This is a genomic window from Spirosoma sp. 209, from assembly GCF_002006735.1.
Classification (GTDB): domain Bacteria; phylum Bacteroidota; class Bacteroidia; order Cytophagales; family Spirosomataceae; genus Spirosoma; species Spirosoma sordidisoli.
Window position 1 is genome coordinate 249,643 of the sequence record NZ_MVEC01000005.1, and the last position, 18,847, is coordinate 268,489.

The window sequence follows — 18,847 nt, forward strand, 5'->3', positions numbered from 1 at the left end:
AAACGCAATGGGGCGGCAACGAAATGATGTTCGTTGCCGCCCCATTGCGTTACCAGAGCACTACGATTAACGGGGTCGGCGACCGCCACCGCCGGCCGGCGCACCACCGGCGGGCTGCTGCGGTTGCCCGCCACCGTTGTCGCCCCCTTCGCCCGATTTGATATCGTCGTTTTCGACCGACCGGCCCCGACGACGTTGGGGCGCATCGAACGAGAGTTTACCAAACTTATAACTGAAGTTAGCCCGGACACCCGCGTTGTACAGGCTCGTGAGGGTGTTCTGGGTAAAGATCGGCGACGACGACTCCGACCGTACCTGGAAGGGGTGGTTGAAGAAGTTCTCGCCCGCAATGCCGAAACTACCGCGCTTGTCTTTAAAGTCTTTCTTCACCCCCAGGCTGTAGAAGGCAAACCCGCCCCGGTATCCCTGCAACTGAATTTCGCGGCCGCGAATAAAGCCGAAGCCCTGAAGACCCCAGCCGTTTTTGATGTTCAGGCTGGTGAAGAAGCGCCCGGTTACTACCCAGCCCGAGTTCGTGGCCCGGTAGATCGACGTGGTGCTGTTGTTGGTCAGGTAGGCGTAGAACGCATCGAAGCCCCCGCCAATCTGCCATTTCGAAAAGAGGGTAGCGTTGCCAAACACGTTAACCCCGTATGACTCTTCGCGACCAATGTTGAAGTACGTTGTCCGGATCGGGCGTGCCTGGGTGGGGTTCACTACATCGCCGGACGTGACCGTATCACGCACGCTGGTGATCGAATTGTTGGTACGCCGGTAAAACAGCGATGCGTTTACGTATACGTTTTTGATGTAGGCGCTGCTGCTAAACTCGAAGTTATCGGTCAGTTCCGGCGCCAGTCGCGGGTTACCCACCGTAATGTTCGTTGGGTTCGAGTTGTTGGTGTTGGGGTTCAGGAACTGGATACCCGGCCGTTGCAGTCGACGGTTATACGCCAGCTTTATGGTTCTGCCGCCTTTTAACGCTTTGGAGATGTTCAGGCTCGGCACCACGTTGTTATAGCTCGGGATACCCAGATCTTCGCCGGCAGCGGCTCCCTGCTCACCCGGCTGGGCCTGGCTGAAGAAAGCGTTGATCTCGGTATGTTCGAACCGGGTACCGGCTTTGATCGTGTACTTGTTCCTGGTAGTAATCGTGTACGAGACGTAGCCAGCCGCAATGCTCTGGTCGTAATTCAGCGTATTGGACAGCCTCGTGAGGTCTTCCTGAAACGGACCGTTCCCGATAGCGAAGTTGTAGCCAAAGTTGCTCTGTACCTGCCGGTAGATTCCCTTGCCGCCAAACTCAAGCTGCTGGTTTTTGGCGAGGGGCGTCTGGTAGTCGGCCTGAATGGTGGTCTCCTGGTTATAGCTGTCGTTCAGGTTCTGCTGACGGGACGCCAGTGTGGTGAAATCAGCCGAGCTGAGGATGTCAGCCACGAAGTTGTTATTGCGGTTGTTGCGGCTGAACTGGGCCGATACGCTCAGCTCCTGTTGCGGCTTATAGGTCTTGGTGTAGTCGATGTTGGCATCGACGGTTCCCGACAGATCTTCCGTCTTAACGTTTCTGAGGTTATAGGTCGGGAAGAACGCGCGGCTGGTTTTGGTCAGAAAATTATCCTGATACTGCACGTTATTGCGCGCACCATACCGCAGGCTGGCCGTGATAGCGCTGTTCTTGGAAATGTCATAATCCCAGCCGAGCGTATACTGCCCGAAAATACCGCTGCTGCGGGTGTCGGCGGTCTGTTCGGTAGTGGTCGTCTGACCGGCTCCGCCGAATACCTGCTGGGTGTTGGCAAATCGTCCCCGTACGTTGTAGTTGGCCCGTCCGAAACCGCTCAGGGAGAAACCCATCTTGCCGGTACGCAGGTTGCCGTTCAGGCCCAGGTTGCTTCCCCGGTTTCCTACGCCCGAATCGAGGTTGAGCGTGAAGCCCTGCAGGTTGTTTTTCTTGGTGATGATGTTGATGATACCGGCCGACCCTTCCGCGTCGTATTTGGCCGAAGGGCTGGTAATCACCTCTACGGTCTTGATCATATCGGCCGGAATCTGCTTGAGGGCATCGGCTACGCTGCTCGCCACGATGGTGCTGGGCTTGTTGTTGATCAGCACCCGTACGTTACTGCTGCCCCGCAGGCTTACGTTCCCGTCGAGGTCGACCGAGAGCAGCGGCACTTTCCGCATCACGTCGGTAGCATCGCCCCCTTTGGCGGTCACGTCTTTTTCGGCGTTGTACACCAGCCGGTCTACTTTTTCCTCAACCAGCGCAGCCTGACCCACCACCTCTACCTCCTTCAGTGTTCGAACATCCGGCGACAGCTTAACAGTACCCAGGTTCACGTCGCCCCGGCGATCGAGCTTAACGCTCGACACGATTTTGTTCTGGTACCCAACGAACGAGATTAGCAGCCGGAAATCGCCCTGTGGCAGTTTGTTGAGCGTGAACCGCCCCTGGTCATCGGCAACGGTGCCATCGATGGGTTTACCGGTTTGTACGCTAACGAGCGCAATACTGGCAAATTCGACGGGTTTGCTGGTGGTTGAGTCAACAATCACGCCCGTCAGTTTAGCATTCCCCCGGGGCGTATCGTCGGTCGACGTACCCGGAATCGCGCCGGCAGGTCGCTGGGAGCCTCCGCCCGGCATACCCGGAAATTGGGCCACGGCTATACCCGGTGAGGTAAACGCTGCCATGCCGATCAGAACGGAGAGTAAAGAGTTTTTCATAAATTGAAGAATACGAAATAGTTACTTACTGGAAGTAACAACTGAGAAGGGTTTTGTTCCCGAAATAAGACAACTTAGTTGACCGAATTTCGTACCTGACCTTCCGCACCCTCCGATTTACTACATAAGCGGCCCTGAGCGGGGACAAACGGGACGAACTACCTAAGAAAAAAGCTCAGGGTAGGGCGCCAACTCCGGGTAACTGGCCGGTTTCATCACCTCCGGCACATCGCTCGGATCGGTTCGGGATGTGATCCGCTTACTGATGCTATGACTATGCATCCTGGAGGCCGGATACGCATCGGCCAGCAGCGCCAGCACATCCCGGCTGCTCAGGTCTTCGTGCAGCCAGGTCTGCTCGGCTTCGGGCGTCAGCACACAGGGCATCCGCTTCTTGGTGTTGTGAATAGCCGCCAGCAGTGGGTTGGCATCGGTGGTCAGCAGGGTGTAGGTCGTGTGGAGTTCACCCGTTTCGGGATCGGGCCACTCGTCCCACAGACCCGCAATCGATGCCACTGGCTGATCGGCGGATGTGATATAAAACGGAAACTTCCGGCTCCCCATCGTATGCCACTCATAGAAGCCAGTGACCGGAATCAGGCAGCGCTGACCTTTCTGGGCTGCGGTTCGGTACGATGGCTTCTCGTATATCGTTTCAGAGCGGGCGTTCAGCGTGCGCGTTCGGATCTCGGCGGCATCGCTGGGCGACTTAACCCAGCGCGGCACCAGGCCCCATTGGATCAGCTGTAGCTTGCCGGGTTCCTGCCGGGTAATGATCGGCCAGTCGGGAAACTGATACCCGCTGGCGTGGTAGATGGGCAGGTTTGCAGAGCTAGATGCGAGCGTGGCCCCGTATCGCTCTTCGAGTTCGGGGGCCGAAATAGCCAGCGATTTATGATAACACATAGTTACAACAGACAGTTAAGCGGGTTGACACAGTTGACGGGGTACTCAGGGCCGACCGCTACACGACAGCGGCTGAACTAGCCAGACGTTCGGAGCAATCCCGGACCACCTGATGGTCTATACTAAACAACCCACGTCGGCTGCGGTTCATTGCATACAGACACTAAATCCACTGAACGGACTTGACACCCGCCCCATCTCTGGCCGAACTGGAGGCCGACTGCTGGCAGCAGCTTGCCACGGCTCTCGAGCAAAAACAAAACCGTACTGAAAGCCATGGTTTTCAGACGATGACCGTAGCTACCTGCACCCACCTCGGCGCCGACGCCCGAACGGTGGTGCTCCGCCAGGTAGACGCCGACCGCAAATATGTCTGGTTTCATACTGACGCCCGTGCCGAAAAAGTTATTCAACTCGAAGCGTTCCCGAATGCCGTCCTGCTGCTCTGGGACCCGGCCCAGCAGATACAGCTCCGGCTGACCATCGAACCCCGGCTCCACACCGACGATCATGTTGCCGATGACCACTGGCAAAAGCTGTGGGTAGGCGGCCGCAAGCAGTATCTCTCGGCCCATACGCCCGGCTCGGTTCAACCAGCCCCCTACCCTGGTTTCCCGCCCGAGCTGGGCGAGAACCTGCCGAGCCCCGAAGAGAGCGAAGCCGGCCGGCCTAACTTCGCCGTTATCGAATGTCGGGTACTGGCGGTCGATTATCTGCGGTTAAGCCGGGCGGGTCAGACCCGGGCGCGGTTCGAGTACGAGCCGAATGAACGATTCAACTGGTTAGCGCCTTAGCCTTTCCGGCGGTTTCGCCCTTTCCGCCAGCCGCCTATATCCTGGTAGATACGGTCCAGAAAAATAGCCGGGCTGATCGAGTAGAACAACCCGTTCAGCGTTGATTCGCTGAGCGGTACGGGTTCGTGCAGGGTGTAGCGGTACCCGGCCATGAAGTTGACGCCAAACCAGCGTAGTGGCTTTATGCCGAATACGACGGGTAGTTTAACCGAAGCCGACAGCCCGACACTCAGTGGCACGGCTACCGTTCGCCGATGAACGGGTTGCTGGGTGTCGCGGTTCAGCATCTCATAGCGGGCAGACCCCAGCCCTACTTCCACCAGCGTACTCAACTCCCAGAAACGGCGTCGGAAAAAGTAGGGTTCTACATAAACCGTAGCATACTGCAGCCGTCGGCGGCTGACGTCAAACTCGTCCCAGGGTTCGTTGATCGACTGGTTCGTAAAATAATAGCCCACACCCACTTTTATGTTGACGGGCAGCAGCAGACCCGCGCGGGCACCCCACACGTTGACGGGGTTACGCAGCAGGGGCTGATCGGCATTTTTGAGGTAGAAAAACCGTTGATCCGTTTCTACGATCAGCTTCGGCTTGTCGGGTCGTTCGTTCTGACCGGGTCGCAGCGTATCGGCCGCGTCAGTTTGCGCCCAAAGCCCGGCTACCGGTACCCCTACCAACAGGAAAAACACATACAGGCAAAACCGGGCCATCATCATCAGCGCGCGAATGGGAAATCATACGTATAGCCAATAAACCGCGAAACCCGCAGCCGTGTTATGGCTATACGTCTTACAGAACCCGATATGGCCAAGTCTAAACCCGACCCAACCCGCGCCTTCAACTACGACCTCGACTACCGAACGCTGAACCTGCGCGAACAGCCCGAACTGTACCGGGTAGGTAAAGGCGAGATGGGCGTCCTGCTCGTTCAACCCTACAAATCGGAAATACTGCCGCACTGGCGGTTCAAAACCCCCGATATAGCCCGCGAATCGTCGGAGAAGATCTTTCAGCTCTTCCTCGACTACAAGGCCCAGGGTGATTTTGTGGGGATGGACATGGCCCGAAAATTCCTGCAGATGGGCTACACCCGTTCCCGCCGGTACGCCAACCACCGCTCCGGCCAGAAATATGACGGTCCCGTTCCCGATGATCAGAAAGGTCGGTCGGGGGCCCACGGTCGGCCGCAGCTCCCCCGTGAAGAAGACCCCGTCAAGGCCGAATCGGCGCGTATTTTTTACGCGGTTTACCTCCGGGCCCGCGAAGACGAGACGTACAAACGATTGAAAAAGGAGTGGCAGCAGACCTACGGATAATTCTCCGCGTATCTTTGTGGGGTCTTCACACGCGCTGATCCAGCAGGGGTCTGCAGTCAGAAGCCCCGGATGACATTCAATTATTCACAGAGACAATGCAGCTATTAGACGGTAAATTTCTTTCGGCTCAGATCAAACAGGAAATTGCGGCAGAGGTTGCCCAGATTCGCCAGCAAGGGGGTAAAATTCCGCACCTGGTAGCCATACTGGTCGGCAACAAAGGCGCCAGCGAGACGTATGTGGCCTCGAAAATGAAAAACTGCGAAGAAGTCGGCATGCACTCAACCCTGATCCGGTTTGAGCCCACCGTTACCGAAGCCGAACTGCTCGACGCCGTGCAGCAGGTAAACGACAACCCCGATATGGACGGGCTGATCGTACAGCTTCCCCTTCCCGATCACATCAATCCCGACCGCGTTATGGAAACCATCAACCCGGCCAAGGACGTTGACGGCTTCCACCCCATTAACATCGGGCGCATGGCCAAAGGCCTGCCAGCCTACGTGTCCGCTACGCCCCAGGGGGTACTTGAGATGCTCAAACGCTACCACATCGAGACCGCCGGCAAGCACTGCGTGGTCGTGGGTCGCAGCCAGATTGTAGGTCTGCCCATGTCGATCCTCATGCAGCGAAACACCTACCCCGGCAACTGTACCGTAACGCTTACCCATAGCCGTACCCAAAACCTGGCCGAGATCTGTCGGTCGGCCGATATTCTGGTAGCGGCCCTGGGCCGACCGGAGTTCATCACGGCCGACATGGTGAAAGAAGGGGCCGTGGTGATCGACGTTGGTCTGGAACGCGTACCCGATGCCAGTAAGAAAAGCGGCTTTGCCCTCAAAGGCGACGTCAAATTCGACGAGGTAGCTCCGAAAACCAGCTTCATCACCCCCGTTCCGGGCGGGGTTGGCCTGATGACGATCTGTTCCCTGATGCAGAATACCCTCAAAGCCGCCCGCCGGGAGGTGTACCCCTGATACCAGTCGCCAGGCGCCTTTTGGGCTCGTCTGGCTTAACAAACTTTAACAGCCCGCGCTGACCCGGCCGGGCTGCTTTTTTACGTATTTTTGACCACATTTTACCTAAAAACAGTTCCGTAAATTTTACCTGTATGCAGTCATTCAAACGCCTGAACACCCTCACGGGCTGGTTGCTGTTCGCCGTAGCGCTGTTTACCTACGCGAGCACCGTCGAACGTACGGCCAGTTTCTGGGACTGCGGTGAGTTCATTGCGTGTTCCTTTAAACTTCAGGTGCCCCACCCCCCCGGCGCGCCCTTCTTCCTGCTGCTGGGCCGGATTTTCTCCATGCTGTCGTTTGGGGATGTGCTGAGCGTAGCCTACTGGGTGAATATGGCGTCGGTACTGGCCAGTGCCTTTACGATTGCCTTCCTCTTCTGGACCATTACCATATTGGCGCAGAAACTGCTGGGCAAACAGGAGAGCGATTATACCACCGCCGATACCCTGCTGGTCATCGGTACGGGGGCCGTTGGTGCCCTGGCCTATACCTTCTCCGATACCTTCTGGTTCTCGGCGGTCGAAGCCGAAGTATACGGCATGTCGTCGTTCTTCACGGCCATTGTGGTCTGGGCCGCCTTCAAGTGGGAGCGCATCGACGATGAAGCGGCTGCTAACCGCTGGCTGATCTTCATTGCCTACCTGACGGGTCTGTCGATCGGGGTTCACTTGCTGAACCTGGTTACCCTGCCTGCGCTGGCCCTGATCTATTACTTCAAAAAATACCCAAAACCTACCTTCTGGGGCGGAGCGGCTGCCTTCGGTGTGGGGCTGGTTATTCTGGGCATCATCAACTCGGGCATTATTCCGGGCCTGCCCGGTATGGCCTTCTTCGTAGAGCGCTTCTTCGTGAACACCCTGGGGCTGCCGTTCAACTCAGGCATGATCTTCTTCGTGATCATCTTTCTGGGTGCGGTTGCCTACGGCATTATCTGGTCGGCCCGTCGTAGCCGGCCGGTGCTGAACACCTCGCTGCTGGCCCTGGCCTTCGTACTGATCGGCTATGCTTCGTACATCCAGGTGCTGGTTCGGGCCGACTTCAACCCGCCCATCAACGAAAACAACCCCGACGATGCGCTGAACTTCCTGTCGTACCTGCGTCGGGAGCAGTATGGCAGCCGGTCGCTGCTGTACGGACCCGTTTTCACCGCCCGGCCTATCGACCAGAAACGAGGTGCGCCGATGTGGAAGAAAGAAGGCAACAAGTACGTTATCTTCGATTACCAGCCGGAGTATATCTACCAGCCCGGCGACGAGATGCTATTCCCGCGCGTGTACAGCAGCCAGCAGAACCACCCCCAGCTGTACCGGCAGATGCTCGGCCTCGCCGAAGGGCAGAAACCGACCATGGGCGATAACCTCGAGTATATGTTCAGCTACCAGCTCGGACACATGTGGTGGCGCTACCTGATGTGGAACTTCGCCGGTCGCGAATCCGATGAAGAAGGGGCAGGCTACCTGCTGCCCTGGTCGTCGGACGAAGGGGTACCGGACCTGCTGAAGACCAACAAAGCCCGCGATAATTTTTACATGCTGCCCTTCATACTGGGGCTGTTCGGGATTGTATTCCAGTATTTCCGGCGTCGGCGCGATTTCCTGATTGTGGGTCTGCTGTTCCTGTTCACCGGTATCGCCCTGCAGATATTCCTGAACTCGCCCCCGTCCGAGCCGCGTGAACGGGACTACATCTACGTAGGGTCGTTCTATTTCTTCGCTATCTGGCTGGGCCTGGGTGTAATGGCCCTGGCCGAAGGATTACGGAATACGCTCAAAGCCGACGTGACCCGCAACGGGCTGATTGTCGGGCTGAGCCTGCTGGTTCCGGTCATGATGGGTGCCAAGAGCTGGGATAACCACAACCGCGACAACCGCTACCAGTCGGTCGATTTTGCCAAGAACCTGCTGAACTCCTGCGCGCCCAATGCCGTCCTGTTTACGGGTGGCGATAACGACACGTTCCCGCTCTGGTACGTACAGGAAGTTGAAGGGTTCCGGCGCGACGTTCGGGTGTGTAACCTGAGCCTGCTCGGTACGGAATGGTATATTCAGCAAATGAAGCGGAAGACCTACGAGTCAGAAGCCCTGCCCATTTCGCTGGAATACGATAACTTTAACAAGGGTAAAAACGACATCGTCCCCTTCTACGAGGTGCCGGGCGTTAAGGGCGGTATTGACCTCAAGCAGTACATCAGCCTGATCAAAAATAACAGTCCGGCGGTACAGGTGCCGCTCACAAACGGCGATATGACCAGTGTGCTGCCCTCGTCGGTGCTCTTCCTGCCCATCGACAAGGCCGCTATCGACAAAGCGAATTTTGTACCGGCACCCCTGAAGCCATTCATGAAAGATACGCTGCAGTGGACTATCGGGAAGAAGGATCTGTACAAGCCTGACCTGATCATGCTCGATATGATTGCTACCAACAACTGGCAGCGGCCTATCTACTTCTCGAGCACCCTGGCCAGCGACAACTATCTGAATCTGAAAAACTATATGCAGCTGGAAGGCTACGCGTATCGGCTGATGCCGGTAGCCGTGCCAGGCGCGTCGGACGGGTACGTCAACTCCGACATCATGTACACCAACATGACGAAGAAAACGTTCTGGCGCCAGTTCGACAACCCGGACGTTTACTATGACGAAACGTACAAAGGACCGCCGGTTATTTCGGCCCGTATCGCCTTTTTCCGGCTGGCCGATCAGCTCATCCGCGAAGGCAACGAAGCCAAAGCCCGGGAGGTTCTGAACTACTCGCTGAAGGTCATTCCGGACAAGAGCATTCCGTACGACCAGATTTCGTCGAACTACGTACGGTTCCTGTTTGCCGTGGGTGATGCCAAAAAAGCGCTGGAAATTGCCGACGTGATGGCCACCCGCGCCGACCAGAACCTGACCTACGACAAATCGGGACGCGGCCGGTTCGGTAGCCCCGATGCCGATCTGTACATTCTGCAAACGATTGTAGAGGCCTGCAAGGAAGCCAAACAGACGGCCGCGGCTTCCAAGTACGACGCCATCTTCCAGAAGCATATCAATGCCTTTGGCTGATCAACAACCAGCCCATAAACTAAAAAGAGGACCTCGTCGGGGTCCTCTTTTTAGTTTAGCCAGGATCAGGTTCGTGTCGGCTGGGCGGTTTTTGATCACCGGAGCGAGCCCGCGCAAATCAACACCGGACGGCACCCGATCAGGGCTTTATGGTACAAGGGCTGGCGCGTTTCGGGTTAAACGGCAGACGACAGCTGGTTCAGTCGGTTACGAACCAGGTAGCTGTTGAATCGATCCCGAGCCAGATGTGTACGATGCAGGTCAATCATGCGCTGATAAGTACGGATAAACAGTTCGCGCCCTGGACTGGTCAGGGGGCTGTTCTGCATCTGCCTAAGCCAATGGGAAAACTGGTTGATCATGCGCTCGTGCATGCTGATGCTGGTCTCGTACTGACGAATACGCTTCTGCAGCAGCACCAGCATGTCTTTGTAATGAACGGCATCTACATCCGTGGCCGGAGCTAGTATGGATTGCCATTCCTGCTGAAGATACTGCATCGCTTCCAGGAATGGGCTCCCGTCGAACGCATCCAGCGGCAGATCGATGCGCTTGTTATCCTCTACCATGTAAGCCATCAGCAACGTATCGCCCCTGGCTACCAGACTACTCAAAAAATCGAATGTTGCCTCCATACTGTTGAGTTGGCAACAGAACTCGCGCACATCTGCCTGTTTGTCGAAAGCTGTTAAAAAAAGAACCATACCCGATACATTAACTCACACCTCCGTGTACTTGCTTGAAGCAACGGTTTTGACTGCGATTTGATTTTATTTCCGTCCTATTTTAGCTAACTAACCAATAGGTAGGCTTTTTCAATGGATCGGATGATCCAGCTTTTCCTCCTCCAGATCGATGTGGGCCTCTTCTTTACGGATCACTTCATCGTCGAACTCATTGCGGGTCCGGAGCCGGATCAGCTCGTTGCGCTTCGTCGTGATAATATCAGACAGGATTCGATTGTATTCATCGAAATCTTCGGTATCGCAATCGAGCGAACTTAAATGCTGTCGGGTCAGCCGGGTGTCGGTTTCAATACGCTGCTTCAGGTTAGCCACCAGTTCGTTGGTCTCTACCTCGCGGGCATAGGTATCATTTAGTTTCCGGAGGGCTACGGCCAGCAGTTTCAGACGAACCGTCGACTCCTGCTCTTCTTCGGGTGGTCGATTATCGGGATCTCTGAACTTCACCCAGCGAATAACGAGGGGCAGGGTCATTCCCTGAAAGATAAGGGTAATCAGAATAACGACGAAGGTGATGAACAAGATCAGATTCCGGTGCGGGAACGGCGCGCCAGAAGGCAGGGTGAGCGGAATAGACAGGGCAGCCGCCAGCGACACGACACCCCGCATACCTGCCCAGCCAACAATAATCGGTCCGCGCCAGCCGGGGTTACGATCCGCTACCGGAATGAACCGCCCAACCACCCGGGTAAAAACAGCACTTCCCAGGGCCGAGCCGAGCCGAATCAGAATCAGCAGGGAGGTAATGACGAGGCTATAGACCACTGCTTCCGTTCGCGAATAATCGCCGAGACCGGCTACGATCAGGGGCAGCTCCAGGCCGATCAGGATGAACACCAGCCCATTCAGGGCAAAGACAACGGTAGACCACATGCCCGTCCCCTGAATCCGGGCGCTATGGTTCAGCATTTTGTGGCTTCGATTGGACAAAAACAGCCCACCGGTCACGACCGCCATCACGCCGGAATAATGAAACTCTTCGGCCGTCAGATACATGATGTAGGGCGTAATGAATGTCAGCAGAATACTGACCCGCGTCGTGATGGGCAGCCACCGGTGGATGGCGTAAAAAACGCAGCCGACCAGCAGGCCAACCGCAATACCCATCAGCGTTACGAGGACGAAGTCGGTGGCGGCCTGCTGCCACACAAACGTACCCGACAACACGGCCGACATCGCAAACCGGAAAATGATCAGACTCGACGCGTCATTGATCAGGCTTTCTCCCTCCAGAATGCTGATCACGCGCTTCGGCACGTTGATGCCCCGCAGGACCGAGGTTGCCGCCACGGCGTCTGGTGGCGAGATGATTCCACCCAGCAGAAAACCCAGCGCCAGCGTAAAGCCGGGAATCAGGGCGCTGGAGGCATAGGCTACCGCCAGGGCCGTAACAATAACCAGTCCGAAGGCAAAGGTGATGATGATCCGTCGCCAGCGCCAGAACTCCTTCCAGGAGGTGAACCATGCAGCTTCGTACAGTAAAGGCGGCAGGAAAATCAGAAAGATCAGATCCGGATCTACCGCAATCTGTGGCATGCCCGGTATGAGGCTGATGACCAGACCGCTGATCACCAAAAAAATAGGCGACGGCACCCGTAATCGTTGTCCTACTACCACGAACAGGGAAACAGCCAGTAAGAGGGATACGCAGAGCAGTACAGTTTGGTGCATAGAGGGCAGAATAAGTTGAGTAGCTGATGCTAAAATACATATTGGCAACGCAAAAAAAGCCCCGACGTTTAGGTTCGGGGCTTTTCCAGCAGTACTAACTGGCAGATCGTATCGCGGATGAAGCCCAAAACGGCCTCACCGGTGTTTATCCGTGAAAGAAATCCTTCATTTTATCGAAGAATCCTTTTTCGTTCTTGTTGGGCTTGGGCTGGAAGTTGGGCGAGTTACGCAGCCGCTCCAGCAGGCCCCGCTCTTCAGCCGACAGCACTTTGGGTGTCCATACATTTACATGTACGAGCTGGTCGCCCCGGCCGTAACCGTTAAGCTCTCTGATTCCTTTGCCTTTCAACCGCAGAATTTTACCGCTCTGCGTACCGGGTTCGAGGGTGATGCGTGCTTTACCATCGATGGTTGGCACTTCAACGCTGGTACCGATGGCCGCATCGACGAAGTTGACATACAGATCAAATACGACGTTACTGCCATCGCGCTTCAGGTCGGCATCCTCTTCTTCCTCAACGACGATCAGCAGGTCGCCGGCCACACCGCCACGGGGCGGAACGTTGCCTTTGCCCCCCACCGACAGCTGAATGCCTTCGGCTACACCGGCCGGAATCTTGATGGGGATAACATCTTCCTGCAGTACCCGACCCTCGCCAAAACAAACGTCGCACCGGTCGGTAACGATTTTACCTTCGCCATTACAGGTCGGACAGGTGCTGGTCGAGACCATCTGACCCAGCATGGTATTGACTACCTTGCGGGTCTGGCCCGAGCCGTTACAGGTGGTACAGGTCTGAACGGCCGTCCCGTTTTTCGAGCCATTGCCTGCGCAGGTGGTACAGGTAACGTGTCGTTTTACCTTGATTTTCTTCTCAACACCGTTGGCTACCTCCTGCAGGTTCAGCTTCAGTTTGATCCGCAGGTCGGACCCGCGCCGGACGCGTTGCCGCTGTCCACCGCCGTTGGCGCCCCGGAAAAAACTACCAAAGGGCGAATCGTCGCCGAACACATCGCCAAACTGGCTGAATATGTCCTCCATCGACGGTCCACCCGGTCCGTAGCCACCGCCACTGGCCGCACCACCCAGACCAGCATGACCAAACTGATCGTAGCGGGCTTTTTTCTGAGGGTCGTTCAGGACATCGTAAGCCTCGGCGGCTTCTTTGAATTTTTCTTCGGCGGTCGGATCATCCGGGTTTTTATCCGGGTGATATTTGATGGCCATCTTTCGATAAGCCTTTTTGAGATCCTCGGCCGAGACGTTCTTGTCAACGCCCAGTATTTCGTAATAGTCGCGCTTCGTTGCCATGTCTATCAAAGAGTGAATGAGAGAAAGAGCGAAAGAGTGGCGGGCACAACAGGGGTCGCTCTTTCAGTCTTTCGCTCTTTCACCATTAGCTTCCTACAATTACTTTAGCAAACCGGATAACCTTATCGTTCAGATAGTACCCTTTTTCCACCTCATCGATCACCTTCCCTTTCAGGTCATCGCTGGGGGCGGGAAACTGGGTTATCGATTCGTGCAGGTCGGCGTTGAACAGCTCTCCTTTGGCCACCATGGGCTTCAGACCTTTGCCTTCCAGCGTCTTGAACAGCTTGGTATAGATCAGCGAAACGCCTTCTTTCAAAGCCGCCACGTCCTCGGTTTTTTCCATCGACAGCATGGCCCGCTCAAAATCATCTACGACCGGAATCAGGCTTTGCAGCAGGCCCTCGTTGGCCTGGCCGATCAGTTCCAGCTTTTCCTTGGCCGTACGCCGACGGAAGTTTTCGAAATCAGCATACAGCCGCAGGTATTTATCCTTCAGTTCTGCAACCTCCCGGTAAGCCGCATCGGTGGCCGACCCGGTCGGTTCAGCGGTTTCGGTTGCTTCGGCCTCAACGGGAGCCGCTGCTTCGGCAACGGGTTCGTCGGCGGGCTCACCGCCGTTGATCGTTACGGCTTCCTCTTCAGTGGGCGTCTCAGTTGTCAGGTTGTCAGGCTGTGTGGTATCGGTAGACGATTGTTCGTCCAGAATGTCTTTATTTTCCATTGATGAGCTTCGTGTTCGCTTCCAGAAATTCATGTGCAAAGATGGGCAAAAGACCGGCCAATCTGGTCATTTCTGACAACTTGACACATAGTATTCCGTCAGCTTTTGCTGAATTCGGTCATAAAAACCGGATTTTTTACGCGTCGCCCGCTGTTCATTACCTGTACGGTTTTATTTACCTCCTGCCATGCACGCGCCAGCCAGCTATTATTCGACCCGCCTGAAAGCCAAAGCCCTTGAACTGGGGTTCGACGTGTGCGGTATTGCCCGGGCCGACTTCCTGGATGAGGAAGCACCCCGGCTCGAAACCTGGCTAAAAAACGGGATGCACGGCCAGATGAATTACATGGCCAACCATTTCGACAAACGGCTCGACCCGCGACTGCTCGTTGAGGGGGCCAAGTCGGTGGTTACGGTGCTGCTCAACTATTACCCCAGCCAGCCGTTGCCCGAAGCCGAGGATGACTACAAACTGTCGAAATATGCCTACGGGGAAGATTACCACTTTGTCATTAAAGACAAGCTGAAAGACCTGATGGCCTTTATCCACGAAGAAATTGGCGAAGTGGGCGGGCGCGCCTTCGTCGATTCGGCCCCGGTTATGGACAAAGCCTGGGCCAAACGGTCTGGTGTGGGCTGGGTAGGTAAACACAGCAACCTGATCAATCGGCAGATGGGGTCGTTTTTCTTCATCGGCGAGTTGATCCTCGATCTGGAACTCGAACCCGACGGCCCGATCACCGATTACTGCGGCACCTGCACCCGTTGTCTGGATGCCTGTCCTACGGAAGCTATCGTGAGCCCCTACGTCGTTGACGGTAGCAAGTGCATCTCTTACTTCACCATCGAGTTGAAAGAAGCCATTCCGGACGAGGTGCGGGGCAAGTTCGACAACTGGGTCTTTGGCTGCGACATCTGCCAGAACGTATGTCCCTGGAACCGCTTTGCCCGACCGCACCAGACGCCCGCTTTCGACCCCCACCCCGACCTGGCCGAATTCAGCCGAACCGACTGGGAAGAAATCACGGAAGAGGTTTTTCGGGAGGTGTTCCGGCGGTCGGCCGTCAAGCGAACCAAACTTGACGGACTAAAACGCAACGTTACGTTCGCTAAAAATTCGACTTACTAACCAGTTTGTCAGTTTTGACCTGCCTGTCAATTTGTTAGCCGTTGCCTCAAAACCAGCGTATTTTGATTTGTTGGTATGATACGGACAGGTTACATTGCTGCGTTCTATCTACACGACCAACTGTCAGATTATGCAACGTAGCCGTCTGGAAACGGAGAACCGACTTATTGAAGCTGTTGGCCAACTCGTCAAGGAAAGTGGCTTCGATCATATTGGTATCAACCGGGTTGCGAGCCAGGCTGGCGTCAATAAAATACTGATTTACCGATACTTTGGGGGATTAGGCGGGTTACTCAAAGCCTACTTCGAGCGAACCCGTCCAACATCATCGGTACCGCCTATCGACATTGACCAGCTAAAGGGCGCTTCGCTGGAGGTCTTTTTCAATACCTGTTATACCTACGTCATTGAAGAGTTCAGGTTGCTGCGTCATGATATCGAAGCGCAGGAACTTCTGAAGGCCAAGCTGCTAAGCAACGACGGTATCGTTCACGCCATAACCGCCGAGAAAGAGAAACGGCTGGTGAAAATGGTCGATGACCTGTCGGCTATCGTTCATAGTAGCCATGCCCGCCCTTTCGCAGCCATTCTGGTCAGCTCCCTGACTCTTCTGCTCTTTACCGGTCAGCAAAAACGGCAGGTCATGGGCATAGACCCCAGCACCGACGAAGGCTGGGCGGAAATAGAACAGGCCCTGAAAAACATTTTCCAGGGCATCTATCTATTCACCAAGGAACGCCTGGCGGCCAGTGCTAAAAAATCCGCGTAGCGCTTCACCTACCCGCCAGACATCCTCAAATGTGTTATAGAGCGGCACCGGGGCCAGCCGGATACAGTCAGGTTCACGCCAGTCGCCAATGATGCCCTGTTCGGTTAGGTAGTTGAAGAGGGCTTTTCCGTTTCGACGGACGAGCAGCGACAACTGGCATCCCCGCTGGTTAGGGTCGTCGGGCGTCAGCCTCTGTATGTCATCAAAGGGGGCGAGTATGTGTTCCAGAAAGCCCGTTAACCGCTCGCTTTTCTGGCGGAGCGCGGTCATGCCGGCTTCGGCAGTGATAGCCAACGCGGTCCGGTGTAGCGCGAGTGCCATAATGTTGGGCGTGCTCAGCTGCCAGCCATCGGCTCCCGAGGCCGGCAGGAATCCGGGGGTCATCTCAAACCGCCGGTCTTCCCGGTAACCCCACCAGCCCGCCAGTCGGGGCAGCGCACCACCTGCCCGGTTCTGGTCATGGTGCTTTTCATGGATAAAGATGCCCGACACCGCGCCCGGTCCGCCATTCAGGTATTTGTATGAACACCAGGTGGCAAAATCGACACCCCAGTCGTGCAACCGCAGCGGCACATTCCCGATGGCGTGGGCCAGGTCCAGACCGATGGGTACATTATGTCGGCGGGCGGCTTCGGCCAGCGCGGCCATATTGTAGACCTGCCCCGTGTAGTAGTTCAGCCCGCTCATCCAGACCAGGGCCAGCTCGTCAGCATGTTCGGCTATGGCAGCCTGTATGTCGGTAGTGTGTATTAGCCCATCGGCGGGCCGCGGAGCCACTTCTACCAGCGCGTTGGCCGTTGTCAGCCCGTGATGCTGCAGGTGGGTCTCCAGCGCATACTGATCGGACGGAAAGTCGCCTTTGATCGTCAGAATCTTGTATTTCGGCTTGCCGGATGCGGAGGTGCCGTTTTGGCCGGGTCGGTAAAACGAGGCCAGCAGCAGATGCAGGTTGACGGTCAGGGCGTTCATGGGGCAAACTTCGGCAGGGTTAGCCCCTACCACCTGGCCCAGCGCTCCCTTGCAGGTATTGTGATACCCAAGCCAGTTCTGTTCGGCGCCTTCGGGTTTATCGAACCAGCCCTCTACCCCCAGCTGTTGCCAGGTTGTCAACTCCTGATCCAGGGCGGCCCGGGCAGACTTTGGCTGCAGGCCCAGCGAGTTGCCGCACAGGTAAACCAGATCGGTTCCGTTTCGCTGCGGGATGTAAAACCGATTCCGAAAGGATCGTAGCGAATCATCGGCGTCGAGCTGACGCGCAAAATCCAGCGTGTTTTCGTATGTCATACCTGCAAAACTATGGATTCGGCTAGTTGTCTGCCCACAGGTCTTTTATTTAGCTCGCATAAAGCGTCCGACCCAAAGGGTCTCACCGCTATAACAGCCTAACGTTTATGGAAGACCGTTCAATAAGTCTGCATAACTCTAAAAATAGTATCCTAGTTAGTCTACAGTAATTAAAACCAACGTTATGAATCATCTCAACATGCTTGCCCGCCGAATCGCAGCGGGTTCAGCGGCTGCGTACCGCTCTATGCCGGGTCGCGTTCGATCGGCCTCTTTTTACAGTCTGCTGCTGGCGGGCCCCCTGCTCGCCTGCGAAGATCACCGCGAACCCTTTCAGGGTCAGCAGATTCAGGCAACGGGACCCAAACCAGATTATGCGCCTACCATTCAGCCGCAGATGCTGGCCGTTATCGAAGAGCTGGGCCGCCTGGCGCCTACTCCGCTGGAACAGCTGCCTCCTACCGAAGCCCGCAAACAGCCAACCTTCAAAGATGCGGTAAACTCGCTGCTCGATAAGAACAAGATTCCCCGGCCCACGGCCAACGTCACTAGTAGCCAGCGTACCATTCCGGGCTACAACAACGTACCGATCCGGGTTGTGGTGTATACGCCCAACGCCCCCACCGGCCCCCTGCCGGTGATTGTGTACTACCACGGTGGCGGCTGGGTCATTGGCAGTCCGGAAGTGTACGAGAACTCGACGCTGGCCCTGGCCGAAGAAACGGGAGCTATCGTGGTGTCGGTCGATTACCGGCTGTCGCCCGAGAACAAGTTCCCCACGGCCCATTACGATGCCTATGCTGCCTACGAATGGGTACGCAACAATACGGCGTCGCTGAACGGAAATCCGGACAAGGTAGCCATTGCCGGCGAGAGCGCCGGGGGTAATATGGCGGTCTGGGTCAGCATGATGGCCCGCACCCGGAAGTTGCCGCTACCCGCTCATATTCTGTCGGTTTATCCGGTGGCTAACAACGACCTGTTCACCCCCTCGTATAATCAGTACGCCAACGCCAAACCGCTGAGTCGGCCGCTGGTTGAGTACTTCGTTGCCAACTACTTCAACTCACCCGCCGACGGCGAAACGCCCCTGATTTCGCTGATCGATGCCGGTACTGACCTGAGTGGACTGCCCCCCACCACCATCATTGCCGCCGAGATCGACCCACTGCAAACCGAAGGTCAGCAACTGCGCGACAAACTTCAGTCGCAGGGCGTTTCGGTAACGTACCAGCTCTACACGGGGGTTACCCACGAGTTTTTCGGCATGTACGCCATCGTGCCCGAGGCCCAGCAGGCGCAGGCACTGGCGGCTACTCAGCTACGCAATGCCTTTAATTAATCCATCACCCACAGACGTAACGTACGCAGGGCCCAGTTCAGCAATGAGCCGGGCTTATGTTTTA

The 18,847-nt window shown here is 56.1% G+C and carries 15 protein-coding genes; 7 read left to right on the forward strand and 8 right to left on the reverse strand.

The features are described from left to right. Window positions 1-66: 66 nt before the first annotated feature. Together B1C80_RS10810 and B1C80_RS10815 are read right to left on the reverse strand one after the other, a co-directional pair. Entirely contained in the window at window positions 67-2,727 is a 2,661-nt protein-coding gene (locus B1C80_RS10810; RefSeq protein WP_077921101.1) for a TonB-dependent receptor domain-containing protein, read from the reverse strand. A gap of 162 nt (window positions 2,728-2,889) precedes the next feature. Then, complete coding sequence (locus tag B1C80_RS10815) at window positions 2,890-3,633, reverse strand: SOS response-associated peptidase (RefSeq protein ID WP_077921102.1); 744 nt, start codon at window positions 3,631-3,633, stop codon at window positions 2,890-2,892. Between the two features lie 182 nt (window positions 3,634-3,815). Between B1C80_RS10815 and B1C80_RS10820 the strand changes: the two genes are divergently transcribed. Continuing rightward, on the forward strand, window positions 3,816-4,427 hold the full coding sequence (locus B1C80_RS10820; RefSeq protein WP_077921103.1) for a pyridoxamine 5'-phosphate oxidase family protein: 612 nt from the start codon (window positions 3,816-3,818) through the stop codon (window positions 4,425-4,427). Here the strand turns inward: B1C80_RS10820 and B1C80_RS10825 are convergent. Further along, window positions 4,424-5,143 carry a hypothetical protein gene (locus B1C80_RS10825; protein WP_077921104.1) on the reverse strand — a complete coding sequence of 240 codons (720 nt, stop codon included), beginning with the start codon at window positions 5,141-5,143 and terminating at the stop codon, window positions 4,424-4,426. The two genes, B1C80_RS10820 and B1C80_RS10825, sit on opposite strands and share 4 nt — an antisense overlap. Before the next feature lie 87 nt (window positions 5,144-5,230). On the opposite strand from B1C80_RS10825, the gene B1C80_RS10830 reads away from it, so the two are divergent. The 3 genes from B1C80_RS10830 (at window position 5,231) to B1C80_RS10840 (ending at window position 9,809) form a co-directional block, all read left to right on the forward strand. Next, entirely contained in the window at window positions 5,231-5,743 is a 513-nt protein-coding gene (locus B1C80_RS10830; RefSeq protein ID WP_077921165.1) for a DUF4385 domain-containing protein, read from the forward strand. A gap of 95 nt (window positions 5,744-5,838) precedes the next feature. Then, window positions 5,839-6,720 (forward strand): bifunctional 5,10-methylenetetrahydrofolate dehydrogenase/5,10-methenyltetrahydrofolate cyclohydrolase, encoded by an 882-nt coding sequence (locus B1C80_RS10835; RefSeq protein ID WP_077921105.1) that lies wholly within the window; start codon window positions 5,839-5,841, stop codon window positions 6,718-6,720. Between the two features lie 134 nt (window positions 6,721-6,854). Beyond that, the gene (locus B1C80_RS10840) at window positions 6,855-9,809 is read left to right on the forward strand and encodes a DUF2723 domain-containing protein (RefSeq protein ID WP_077921106.1); all 2,955 of its coding nucleotides are present in this window, start codon (window positions 6,855-6,857) and stop codon (window positions 9,807-9,809) included. A 176-nt stretch (window positions 9,810-9,985) separates the two neighbouring features. Here the strand turns inward: B1C80_RS10840 and B1C80_RS10845 are convergent, their stop codons facing one another. The 4 genes from B1C80_RS10845 to B1C80_RS10860 form a co-directional block, all read right to left on the reverse strand. Next, on the reverse strand, window positions 9,986-10,444 hold the full coding sequence (locus tag B1C80_RS10845) for a hypothetical protein (RefSeq protein WP_077921107.1): 459 nt from the start codon (window positions 10,442-10,444) through the stop codon (window positions 9,986-9,988). Window positions 10,445-10,624: 180 nt separating this feature from the next. Further along, entirely contained in the window at window positions 10,625-12,223 is a 1,599-nt protein-coding gene (locus B1C80_RS10850; RefSeq protein WP_077921108.1) for a Na+/H+ antiporter, read from the reverse strand. A 145-nt stretch (window positions 12,224-12,368) separates the two neighbouring features. Continuing rightward, window positions 12,369-13,535: a molecular chaperone DnaJ gene (dnaJ, locus tag B1C80_RS10855; RefSeq protein WP_077921109.1), complete on the reverse strand. Its 1,167-nt coding sequence runs from the start codon at window positions 13,533-13,535 to the stop codon at window positions 12,369-12,371. Window positions 13,536-13,620: 85 nt separating this feature from the next. Further along, window positions 13,621-14,259 (reverse strand): nucleotide exchange factor GrpE, encoded by a 639-nt coding sequence (locus B1C80_RS10860; protein ID WP_077921110.1) that lies wholly within the window; start codon window positions 14,257-14,259, stop codon window positions 13,621-13,623. A 187-nt stretch (window positions 14,260-14,446) separates the two neighbouring features. On the opposite strand from B1C80_RS10860, the gene queG reads away from it, so the two are divergent. Then, the gene (gene queG / locus B1C80_RS10865; RefSeq protein ID WP_077921111.1) at window positions 14,447-15,388 is read left to right on the forward strand and encodes a tRNA epoxyqueuosine(34) reductase QueG; all 942 of its coding nucleotides are present in this window, start codon (window positions 14,447-14,449) and stop codon (window positions 15,386-15,388) included. 130 nt (window positions 15,389-15,518) lie between these two features. Further along, the gene (locus B1C80_RS10870) at window positions 15,519-16,157 is read left to right on the forward strand and encodes a TetR/AcrR family transcriptional regulator (RefSeq protein ID WP_077921112.1); all 639 of its coding nucleotides are present in this window, start codon (window positions 15,519-15,521) and stop codon (window positions 16,155-16,157) included. Here B1C80_RS10870 and kynU read toward each other — a convergent pair. Beyond that, window positions 16,110-17,441 (reverse strand): kynureninase, encoded by a 1,332-nt coding sequence (kynU, locus tag B1C80_RS10875; RefSeq protein WP_077921113.1) that lies wholly within the window; start codon window positions 17,439-17,441, stop codon window positions 16,110-16,112. The genes B1C80_RS10870 and kynU overlap by 48 nt on opposite strands. Before the next feature lie 184 nt (window positions 17,442-17,625). On the opposite strand from kynU, the gene B1C80_RS10880 reads away from it, so the two are divergent. Then, complete coding sequence (locus B1C80_RS10880; RefSeq protein WP_236648714.1) at window positions 17,626-18,783, forward strand: alpha/beta hydrolase; 1,158 nt, start codon at window positions 17,626-17,628, stop codon at window positions 18,781-18,783. Window positions 18,784-18,847 lie beyond the last annotated feature (64 nt).